Source organism: Pseudomonadota bacterium (assembly GCA_010028905.1).
Lineage (GTDB): Bacteria > Vulcanimicrobiota > Xenobia > RGZZ01 > RGZZ01 > RGZZ01.
In genome coordinates this window covers 1-10,612 of sequence record RGZZ01000142.1, presented here as the reverse complement: position 1 = coordinate 10,612, position 10,612 = coordinate 1, and the positions used below count along the sequence as shown (strand labels likewise).

General features: G+C 68.6%; 8 protein-coding genes. 5 read left to right on the top strand and 3 right to left on the bottom strand.

Annotation, left to right across the window (positions count from 1 at the left end; all coding sequences use genetic code 11):
• The first annotated feature begins 55 nt into the window (after window positions 1-55).
• Window positions 56-1,771, top strand: coding sequence for an efflux RND transporter periplasmic adaptor subunit (locus EB084_11600; protein ID NDD28899.1), 1,716 nt, complete (start codon window positions 56-58; stop codon window positions 1,769-1,771).
• Between the two features lie 31 nt (window positions 1,772-1,802).
• Here the strand turns inward: EB084_11600 and EB084_11595 are convergent, their stop codons facing one another.
• Window positions 1,803-3,506 (bottom strand): amidohydrolase, encoded by a 1,704-nt coding sequence (locus EB084_11595; GenBank protein ID NDD28898.1) that lies wholly within the window; start codon window positions 3,504-3,506, stop codon window positions 1,803-1,805.
• 206 nt (window positions 3,507-3,712) lie between these two features.
• On the opposite strand from EB084_11595, the gene pepF reads away from it, so the two are divergent.
• Window positions 3,713-5,596, top strand: coding sequence for an oligoendopeptidase F (pepF, locus tag EB084_11590; GenBank protein ID NDD28897.1), 1,884 nt, complete (start codon window positions 3,713-3,715; stop codon window positions 5,594-5,596).
• On the opposite strand, the gene EB084_11585 is transcribed toward pepF, so the two are convergent.
• Window positions 5,553-7,430, bottom strand: a complete 1,878-nt coding sequence (locus EB084_11585) for a hypothetical protein (protein ID NDD28896.1) — start codon at window positions 7,428-7,430, stop codon at window positions 5,553-5,555. The genes pepF and EB084_11585 overlap by 44 nt on opposite strands.
• A 222-nt stretch (window positions 7,431-7,652) precedes the next feature.
• Here EB084_11585 and EB084_11580 point away from each other — a divergent pair, with 222 nt between their 5' ends.
• The gene (locus EB084_11580) at window positions 7,653-7,919 is read left to right on the top strand and encodes a hypothetical protein (GenBank protein ID NDD28895.1); all 267 of its coding nucleotides are present in this window, start codon (window positions 7,653-7,655) and stop codon (window positions 7,917-7,919) included.
• A 24-nt stretch (window positions 7,920-7,943) separates the two neighbouring features.
• Window positions 7,944-9,029, top strand: coding sequence for a hypothetical protein (locus EB084_11575; GenBank protein NDD28894.1), 1,086 nt, complete (start codon window positions 7,944-7,946; stop codon window positions 9,027-9,029).
• Here EB084_11575 and EB084_11570 read toward each other — a convergent pair.
• Entirely contained in the window at window positions 8,995-10,125 is a 1,131-nt protein-coding gene (locus EB084_11570; GenBank protein ID NDD28893.1) for a hypothetical protein, read from the bottom strand. The genes EB084_11575 and EB084_11570 overlap by 35 nt on opposite strands.
• 184 nt (window positions 10,126-10,309) lie before the next feature.
• Here EB084_11570 and EB084_11565 point away from each other — a divergent pair.
• Window positions 10,310-10,612, top strand: a 303-nt coding sequence (locus EB084_11565; protein ID NDD28892.1) for a rhomboid family intramembrane serine protease, incomplete at its 3' end; no start/stop codon positions are given.

Sequence of the window (10,612 nt, the reverse complement as noted above, 5' to 3'; positions counted from 1 at the left end):
ATGTTCGAGGACACGCCAGCCACATGATCCCCGCACCCCTCTCTGGAGAAGCACCATGACCGCAAGCCACACAGACCCGGCCGACACGCAGCGCGTCGAGCACGCCAGCGAGGTCGCCCCGCAGGCCCCCCCACCAGATGTCAGGCGCATCGCGCGCTGGGGGGCGCTTGCCCTGGTCGTGCTGACCATCGTGGGCGTCGTTCCCCGCCTGATCCAGCGGGCACGGCTGCGGGCCGATGCGGAGGCTCGACGCAACGCGCGTCCCACCGTGATCATTGCGGCACCGAAGCCCGCTCCTGACGCCGCCCTCTCCCTTCCCGCCAGCATCGAGTCGCTCACCCAGACCACCATCAACGCCCGCACCACCGGCTACGTGCGCAACCGAAGGGTCGATCTCGGAGATCGTGTGAGAAGAGGGGCCATCCTGGCCGAGATCGAGGCGCCTGACGTAGACCGCCAGTACGATCAGGCGCAGGCCGACGCTGAACGCGCGACGGCTGGCGCCGCCCAGGCTGACGCCGATCTGACGCGCCAGCAGGCCGCTCTCTCGCAGAGCGAGGCGCAAGCGGCGGCGGCCGAGGCACAGGTGGCCCAGGCACGCGCAAACCGTGACACCGCGGACGCGCGCGTCAGGCAGGCCCGCCACGCGCTCGAAGGCCAGCGGGCAAACCTGCGCAAGGCCGACAGCCAGCGAATCCTGGCCGCACGGACATGGGCGCGCTACAAATCGCTCCTCGCGCAGGGATTCGTGACCCAGCAGGACGCAGACGCAGCCCAGTCGAGCGCCGAGGCGACGGCGGCCGCCCTCGACGCGGCCCGCACCGCGGTGAGCGGGGCAGAGGCCGACCTGCGCGCCGCCGAGACCGCGCGCGCCGCCGCCGATGCCAGCGTGCGCTCGGCGCAGGCCAGTCAGACCGCCGCGCGCCAGCAGGTCGTGGCCGCCCAGGCCGGTCTGCGATCGTCTGCGGCGGGGTTGAGGGCTGCCCAGGCGGGCCGCGCCTCCGGCGAGGCCAATCGCAGGAGATATGCCGTGCTGCGCGGCTTCGAGCAGATCGTGGCGCCCTTCGACGGGGTCATCACGTCACGGAGCGTCGACAACGGCTCGCTCGTCAAGGGCGACAGCGTGGCCACCTCGAGCAGCACGACGCCCGGCCTCTTCGGCATCGCGCGCCTCGATGTGATGCGCGTCATGGTGAACGTGCCCGAGACCTGGATCCCCTTTCTGCACGTCGGAGACGCAACCGAGACGCGGGTGCGCGAGTTCCCCGACCGCAGGTTCGTGGCCACCCTGGCGCACGTGGCGGGTGGCCTCGATCCGGCGTCACGCACGGTGATTGCGGAGATCCATCTGAGGAACCCAGACGGCGTGCTCCGCCCTGGCATGTACGCCGAGGTCGTTCTGCAGGGTGGCGGTTCAGCTCGCCCGCTGCGCGTCCCGGCCGCGGCGCTGGTGAGCGATGCCCAGGGCACGCGGGTGGCAACGGTGGTGGAAGGCGAGCGCATCCACTTCGTGCCCATCGTCATCGATCGCGACCTCGGCAGCGAGATCGAGGTGGCCCGAGGGCTGTCGCCAAAAGACAGGATAGTCACCAACCCGACCGACGATCTGGAGGAAGGGACCGCGGTCGAAGTGGTCGTCGCGACGCCGAGCGGCGCACCCGCAGCGACGCCGAGCGGTGCGCCCACCGCGGCGCCGGGAGCAGGGGCCGCCAGAAGCGCCACGGCCGCCCCCACATCCCTCCCGTCGGAAAGGGGCGCGGGGCGGCCGTGAGACCTGCCTGTCGACAGGGGGCGTCGAAGCCCTAGCGCACCCGCTTGCCTGCCAGGTAGACCGCCTTGATGCCGATGCTCGCGAGCTTCGACGGGTCGACCTTGCGAGGGTTCTGGTCGAGCACCACCAGATCGGCGTACTTGCCAGGCTCAAGGCTGCCCACCTTGTCGTCGATGAACATCTGCCACGCGGCATCGATGGTCACGGCGCGCAGCGCCTGATCGATGGTGAGGCCCTGCTCCCGTCCCAGCACCTGGGGTGGGTTCTGCTGGGGCGTGCGGTTGATGGCGGTCATCATGTAGCGCAGCGGGCTCACGCTGGTGATGGTGTAGTCGCTGTGGAACGACACCTTCACCCCCTGCTTGAGCAGGGCCGCGGCCGGATCGATGCGAGCCGCGCGGGCTGCGCCCAGCACGTAGTCGTTGAAGACGCGGCCCCAGAAATAGACGTGGCCGATGGTCATGCTCACGGTGGTTCCCAGCTCGGCGGCCTTCTTCACCTGTTCGGGCCGGTTGACCGTGAAGTGCTCGATGCGCAGGCGACGGTTGGCGCGCGCCTGGGGCGACAGGTTCTTCGTCAGCTCGCCGTAGAGCGCCAGGCCCTGGTCGAGGGCGCGGTCACCGTTCGCGTGACATGAGAACTGCCAGCCGGCATCGAAGTAGGGCTTCACCGACGCCAGCAGCTTCGGCAGCGACGGCCAGTCGAGCTCGCCCTTGTCAGAGGTGTGCAGGTACGGCTGGGTGAGCGCGGCGGTGAACCCCTGGGTCGAGCCGTCCATGGTGAGCTTCAAGCCGATGAACTTGAGCTTGTCATCGCCTTCGAACGGCTTCACCGGCGGGGTCTTGCCCTGCAGGGCGATATAGGCGAGGTAGCAGCGCACGCGCACCGGCGCCTCGGCCGCAAGCGACCGCAGGATCGCCACCTCTGGCGCGACCCCCGCAACCGCGCCGGTGTTGAGATCGCCCACCGTGGTGACGCCGCTCGCGTTGAATATCTTGTACACGCGCAGGAACTGGGCGCGCAGCTCCTGCGGGGAAGGGGTGGGCACCTTCGCCATGAACGCGGTGTACGAGGTGGGCTCGTAGAGCCGTCCATCTAGGTGCCCCTGCTTGTCGTGGCCGTAGCGACCGCTGGGTGGGTTCGGCGTCTTGTCGGTGATGCCGGCCAGCGCATAGGCGCGGTGGTTCACGTAGGCGATGTGGCCCGACGCGTTGAGCACGAGAATGGGCACGGTGGTCGAGATGCCGTCGAGATCGTGAACGCTGAGGTCGGCCCACAGCGGCGTGGTGCGTGACGGGTCGAAGCCGTTGCCGAGCAGCCATCCGCCCGCGGGGACCTTCGTCACCGCGGCTTTGAGACGCGCGATGGTCTGGGCACGCGGAAGCCCGCCCGGCTGCTCGGAGCCGCACTGCACCATGGCCAGGTTGGTTGCGCCCACGTCGATGTGGGTGTGCGGCTCGACGAACCCAGGCATGATGGTCTTGCCCTTGAGATCGACGATCTTCGTGGAAGGGCCCTTGTACCGCGCGATGGCGCTCTCGGTGCCCACGGCCACGATCTGCCCCCCGCGGATGGCGAGGGCCTGGGCCTCGACAGCCGGCTGGATGGGCAGCACGGTTCCGTGGGTGAAGATGGCATCGGCCTCTACAGGGGCCGGCGAAGCAGGAGCGGCAAAGCTGCTCGAGGTGAGGGCGAAGAGACAGCCCAGGGTCGTCAGCAATCGTGGGAAGCGCATGGTACTCCTTCGGCAGGTTCTACGTTGCGTGAAGGGCTGTTCACGTCTGCATCACCCTTTCCTGCTACGCCCTTCCCGCGCGAACAGGCCCTGGGCGAGGAGAGGCCAGCAGGGAGAGCCCTCCCGAAGAGGAATCTTGTGCCGCCGTCCAGGCACCCCGCGCACGATGCGACGCGCGCCCATTCCACTGTCGAGGTACGCCCCCCATGCGACGCACGCTCACCACCCTCGCCCTCCTGGCCCTCACCACCATCCCTGCCGCCCACGCCGAGCCGACCCCGGCCGCGCCCACCGGTGCACCCGCGGCCTTCCGCTGGAACACGGGCGACCTCTACCCGAATCGCGAAGCCTTCACCGCCGCGCGCACCCGCATCGAGAAGCGCATCCCGGAGATCGAGGCGCTCAAAGGACATCTCGGCGATGGTCCGGCCACGCTGCTGAAGGCGCTGCAGCTCAACGACGCGGTGCAGCTCGAGCTCGGCCGCCTGATGGCCTACGCGCAGTGCCTCCACGATGAAGACATGCGATCAGCCGAGGGCGAGACCCTCTCCGGTGAAGCCGAGAAGACCGCCAACGCCATCGGCACCGCGTCAGCCTATTTCAACGCCGAGGTCATCGCCCTCGGTCCGGACAGGCTGGCCGCCTTCATCAAGGCCGAGACGAAGCTCGCCCCCTACCAGCATCTTCTTGACGACATCGTGCGCGTGCGCGCCCACACCCTCAGCGCGGCGGAGGAGAAGGTCTTTGCCCGCTGCGCCGACATGGCCTCGGCCCCCGAGAGCACCCGCAGCGTGTTCATCACCGCTGACATCCCCTACCCCGAGATCACGCTCCACGACGGCCAGAAGGTGCGCCTCGACGCGCCGGGGTTCGAGCGGGTGCGCGTGATGGCGAACCGGGACGACCGGCTCAACGCGTTCAGCGAGTACTTCGGCACGTTCAACCGCTACCGCCGCACCCTGGGCAACCTCATGTTCAACGGGGTGAAGACCCACACCGTGAACAAGGACCTGCGCGGATACTCCTCGTCGATGGCGGCCTCGCTCGATGGGGCGAACATCCCCACCGCGGTGTACACCCGCCTGCTCGCCGACACCCACGCCAACCTCCCCACCCTTCACCGCTACCTGCGCCTGCGCAAGCGCATGCTGAAGCTCCCCGAGCTGCGCTATGAAGACCTCTACGTGCCCCTGGTGAAGAGCATCGAGATGAAGTTCACCCCCGAGCAGGGCATGGCCCTCACCCTGCGCGCGGTGGAACCCCTCGGACCCGCCTATGGCGCGGCGATGAAGAAGGGGTTCGAGAGCCGCTGGATCGACTGGTTCCCCGCAACGGGGAAGCGATCGGGAGCCTACATGCAGGACGTGTACGGCGTTCACCCCTACATGCTGCTCAACTACAACGGCGGCTACAACGACGTCTCGACCCTGGCCCACGAAGCCGGGCACGCCCTGCACTCGTTCCTCACCGACAGCCACCAGCCCATCTTCTACGCCAACTACTCGACCTTCGTGGCCGAGGTGGCCTCGACGCTCAACGAGAACCTGCTCTTCCACCGCATGCTCGACGAGGCGAAAGACGACGAGACCCGTCTCTTCCTGCTCGGCGAGCGCCTCGAGACGTTCCGCACCACGTTCTTCCGGCAGGTGCTGTTCGCCGAGTTCGAGGCAAAGATGCACGAGAAGGTCGACAACGGCGAAACCCTTACCGGCGACAGCCTCAAGGGCATGTATCTCGACCTCGTTCGCACCTACTACGGCAGCAGCGAGGGGCACTGCAAGGTCGACGAGATCTGCGGCAACGAGTGGGCCGGCGTGCCGCACTTCTACTACAACTTCTACGTCTACCAGTACGCCACGAGCCTCATGGCCTCCACCGCCATCGCGGATCGCATCCTCGCAGAGAACGGCACCAAGGCGCGCGACGCCTACCTGACGTTCCTGTCGAGCGGCTCGAGCCGCTATTCCCTCGATCTGCTGAAGGACGCGGGGGTCGACATGACCACGAGCGCGCCGTTCACCAGCGCCATGCGCGAGATGAACGCCATCATGGATCGCATCGAGGCGATCTTGAAGAAGCGAGGCGAGTGAGCCGAGGCGTCGCGGCAGGCGTGCCCGATCGTCGGTACAGCTCGACGCAATAGCGCGGAGAGAAGCGGAACGTGGCCAGCGGCGTTGGCGCGCCGGCCACGAATCCGCTCGTCCGCGCCAGCGCCATCATCTGGCGCTGGCCCTCGGTATCGCTGTACACCACCAGAATGAGGCGGCACTGCGCGACATCTTCGGCGAGCTTGCCGGCGCGCAGCGATTCCTCTGACATGAACACGCGCATGGACAGCCCGATGAGGGCGGCGTGATAGAGGAAGGAGCGGGGCTGGAAGCGCGCGGCGTCTTCCGGCGTCTCGAACACGGCCAGGTTGAGCGGGCGATCGGTCTCGTGCAGGCACAGCGTGGCGAGCAGCGCGTCGTAGGGGTAGCTCCCCTCGACGGGAGCCCGCGGCTGAACGGGGCGCAGCCCCAGGTAGAGCGGCTGTCGATCCGGCCCCACGCGGGTCTCGAGACACGTCGGCCCCGCAAGCCCTTCGAAGCCGTGACGGCGCCACTCGAAGGCCGTGACCTGCCAGAGGCTCACCACCGATACGACGAGCAGCAGCCCGGCGCCGGCCCGCGCACCCGCGCCGGGCTGAAGGTGGGCCGCCCACATCAAGGCCAGCGGAATGACGAACACGACGGCGGGCAGCAGATAGCGGGGATCCGGGGGCAGCAGCGACACCGTTCCCAGCACCGTCGCAAGGCTCCCCAGCAGGAGTGCTGTGGGCACACGCAGCCTCTGCTGCCACAGCCCCATCACCGCCCCCACGGCGAGGAGCAGCGGCGCCATCCAGACCATCGATGACAGGTCGGTGAGGTAGGCGCGCGCGCTCTGCGCGGCATCGATGTGCACCCCGGCCTGGTAGAGCAGCTTCGACCGCACCCGCTCGCCGTTGTAGTAGTACCAGGGCCAGGCCGTGAGCACGAAGACGGCAAGCGACTCCACGAGGTTGAGCAGGGGGGCGAGGTGTGGGCGCCGGGCCGCGTGCAGGCGCGCCACCGCGAGCGCGCCTCCCATGACCGCGACGGTGAAGACATAGGGGGTCCAGTCGAAGCCGCCCCCCGCGTCGAACAGCGTGTCGGTGGAAGGCGCGGTGAGGATCACGTGCGCCAGTCCGGCGGCTCCGAGCGCGGCGAACAGCGCGGCGACCGCGAGCGCGGGGCTGCGTCGCTCCCACAGCAGGCGCCCCACGGCGTAGAGCGTGAGTACCAGCATGAAGACGAGATGCGTCCAGCGCGTGAGCACGCCCAGGGCCATCGAGAGGCCGAACAGCGCGCTCCAGCCCCGACGCGCGAAACCTCGTGACTGGGCCAGTGCGAAGACCGACAGCGCCAGCATGGCGGTGGCGGGGAGGTCGATGAAGTAGGTGCGCGCGTGGTCGACGACAATCGGCGCGCCGAGCGCGGTCACCGCGCAGGCCAGCCCCAGCCCGCGCCCACCGAGGTTCACCCCGATGCCGTACATGCTCAGGGCCAGCACGGCCAGGAACGGGAAGAAGCTCGCGATGGACGCGGCCTGGCCGACGCCGAGAAGACCGTAGCCGAGACACGTCACCTGGTAGGTGAGCGGAGGGTAGTACCCGGGGCAGAGCACGTAGGCCGAAATCACCTGGGCAGGATGCGGAAGGGTCGCGAGCTGGCGCACGAGATCGAGGCTTGCGAACAGGTGGCTGTTGTCATCGCTTGCCGGGGGCGCCTGGTTGAGAAGCGCCCAGTGCACGTTGAGCATCGTGCACGCAAGGGCCAGCAGGAGCACGGCGATGACGTCGACACGCGCGAAGCGAGCGCGATTCGCCTGGGTCGGGGATGCGGGGTCGGCCATCGTGGGGAACATAGCACGTCTGACGGCCGACCTTCAAGTTGCGCGCCCTCTCGGGCATACGCTATACTCGAGAAGCGCGGCCGAGAAGGCGCGCTTCCAGCACCCCCCCTGGGCGGAGAACGGCCGTTTCGGCTGCTCTCGTACAGCAGCGCGTGAACGCGGCGCCGCACAAGCGCCTTGCGCGGCGCCGGCCGCCACGTCGGCCACCCCCGCCAGATCAGATTGGAGACCTCGATGCGCAGAATCATCGTGCTCGCGGCGCTGAACCTGCTCGCCTTCGCTCTCATCGAATCGGGCACGGTGAGCGCATACGCCTTCGACCGCGACCAGGCCGCCATCGAGACGCGCATGCATCGCTGGCAGTGCAGCGCCAGCGATCTCGCGGTGCGCGAGATCGGATGGGCCGATGATCTCGACACCGCCTTCGCCCTCGCCCGCGCGAGCGGCCGCCCGGTGTTCGTGGTCACGGGAGACGGGGAGATCTGCACCGGCAGGGTCTGAAACGGCGTCGCAGATTCGAGGGGCGTGTTCCTCTCCAAGCCCGAGACGGTGAAGATGCTGAACAGCTACTTCATTCCGTGCTTCGTCGACTTCGTGAACACAGCCCCGGGAAGCCGTCGCTGGTATCTCGCCCTGCGCGCCCGTCTGTTCGAGCGCAGGCGAGAGTTCAACTACCGCGGAGGGCCGCAGCTGTGGGTGGTGTCACCCGAGGGCGAACCCATGGCCGCGTTCCACGTCGAAGACGTGCAGCTGTTCAAGGACCAGGTCGAATCCACGCTTGCACGCCTCGTTCAACGGCTCGGCAAGCCACCGGGCCCGCCGCTGGCGAGGTACGTACCCCGCGCGCTCAGCGGCATGGCGCGTGATGACATCGCCCTTCACATCACGTCTCGCTTCCTGCTCGACGACACCCTCGCCAGCCTCGAGCCGAGAGTCAAGGCCTCGCTCGACTATGATGTGCCTCCCATTCCCGCGGCGCCGCCACCGCCCAGCACCCTCTTCCGCATCCGTGTGAAGAGCCCCATCGACGAGTGGTGCGTGCTCAACCGCGCACAAGAAGAGGCGCTTCTCCCCCCAGCGGGTGCGCGACCCGGCGATGCCTATGCCGTCCCCGCGGAGGCGGCAAGCCCGATCTTTCGCCACATGTGTCCGCCCACGACCAACTTCAACCTTGCGGGCGAGGTGCTCGAAGCCGAGTTGAACGGGCGCGTGGCCGTGAGCGGCAGCGAGATCAGGGTGCAGCTCAGCGGGCGCTACGGCTGCCAGCACCAGCTGTGGCATGCCCGCGACAAGAACGTGGCGGAGGCCACGGTCAACGGCTTCCTGGTCTTCGACGCCACAACGCGCCACCTCACCCGCTTCGGCCTGGTCACCGATCTGGGGGTCTACGGCGACCACAAGGGATTGCGCATTCCCTACACGGCCTCGGCCGAGCTCTGGACCGGTACCCGCGGATCGCTGGCGTCGCGAGCGCCCCTGCCAGCGCAGCTGCCAGCCGATGACGTCCGCAGCCGCGAGTACCCCGAACAGGAAGGGGGACCCAGCGCGCTGCAGGGGCGGCAGTTTGCGCCGCCCGCTACCGCTCCCGCGTCTCCTGACGGGGGTCGCTGACCGGGGACGCAAGAGCGCCCCGGAGGCGACGGGCCTGCGTGGGGCTCAAGGATGACAGCGCCTCGACATACCCGCGCGCACACGGGAACAGCGCGGCGTCAGGCGCGACCACCGTGGCCACGCCGGTATCGACCTCGACGCAGTGAAGCCCGCGGCTGGCATCGGCGGCGTCGAGAAAGTAGACGCGGTCACCGGCGCGACCCCAGCGGAACGTGACGATGCCGTCGGCACGCGACCCGTACTCCACCACGCAGCGGGCCCCCTCGATCCCTCCCGCTGCCGTCATCGACAGCCGAGCGGCGTCGAACGGGGCCACCATGAGGCGCCATCCTCGCTGCCCTCCCGGCTCGCCGTAGGCGATGCGGTCTCCGCGTGGGGAGACGCACGCATGCCGATCAGGGAACAAGAGACGCTGCTCCCCGGTCTCGGCGTGAAAGAGCACCGTCGCGGGTCGCTGGCGCGATGCGGTCACGTCGGCGATGGAGACGCACGCGACGATCCAGTCTCCGGCCGCGGTATAGGTGAGCCCATCCGGACAGGCGACCGGCTGCCCGTTCAGCGGGCGCAGCGGACGACACACCATGGTCGCGTCAGACAGGCGGATGGTGTTGATCTCCCACAGTCCCTCCGGGCTGAAATCGTGGTTTCGCGGAACGAAGTGGACGAACGACAGGTGCTTCTCGTCCGGCGTCAGCGCCAGGGTGGTGATCAAGGTGTCAGCGCGCGTGCTGAAGATCTCCTGGCTGCCGCTCCCATCGAGACGCCGCCACACCACGCTCGTATCGCTGCTGCCCCAGCCCGGGGCATGCATCGCGGCGGCGCGCGCCTCGACACGCACCATCGACCTCCCGTCACGGGTGAGCACGGTATCGAATGCGTGTGCGCCCTCCCCCACCCGCGCTGCACCGCGTGTCGCGTCGAAGACGTACTGCACCGACACGTCGACGTCCGACGAGAAGACCAGGTCAGGGCCCGTGGGCGGGGGCGCCTTGCCCTGAGAGGAGAATAGCAGCAGCGCCAGGCCCAATGCGAGGACAAGCGAGCACAGCAGCCCCGCCGGAACCAACGAGGAGAAGCCCCCGCGTCGAAGAGACATGCGAGCATTGTAGCAAGTTCGTCGACATGAAGACAGCCGATTCGGTCGCGTGACCGCCGATGCTGGTCTCCCCGCGCCGCGTGCGCCTCACGCAAGCCCAGGGGAGACCCGTGACCAGGAAGAGAATCCCGTACTTCAGAGTCCGCTCCGCCGTGTTGGCCGATACCGTTCGTGAGAGAGACCGATGGAAAGATCCCCTCCCACACCGTGGGTGACCCGAGGCGTCGTGCTCTGCTGGCTCGCAGCGTGGGCTGCGATGACGTGGAAGGGCGGGGCCGCCTATGGCCCGGCAGCGCACCTGCTGGGGGCCGCGTCGCAGAGCACCCTGGCGCACGGTCAGTGGTGGCGCCTGCTCACCTGCCTCGTGCTGCACGTCCGGCTGACGCTGCTCGTTCTCGACGTCATCGTGACGCTCACCCTCGGCGCCTGGGTGGAGCGCCGTCTGGGCGCGTTCCGAACAGGCCTGCTCGTTGTGGGGGGCGCGCTG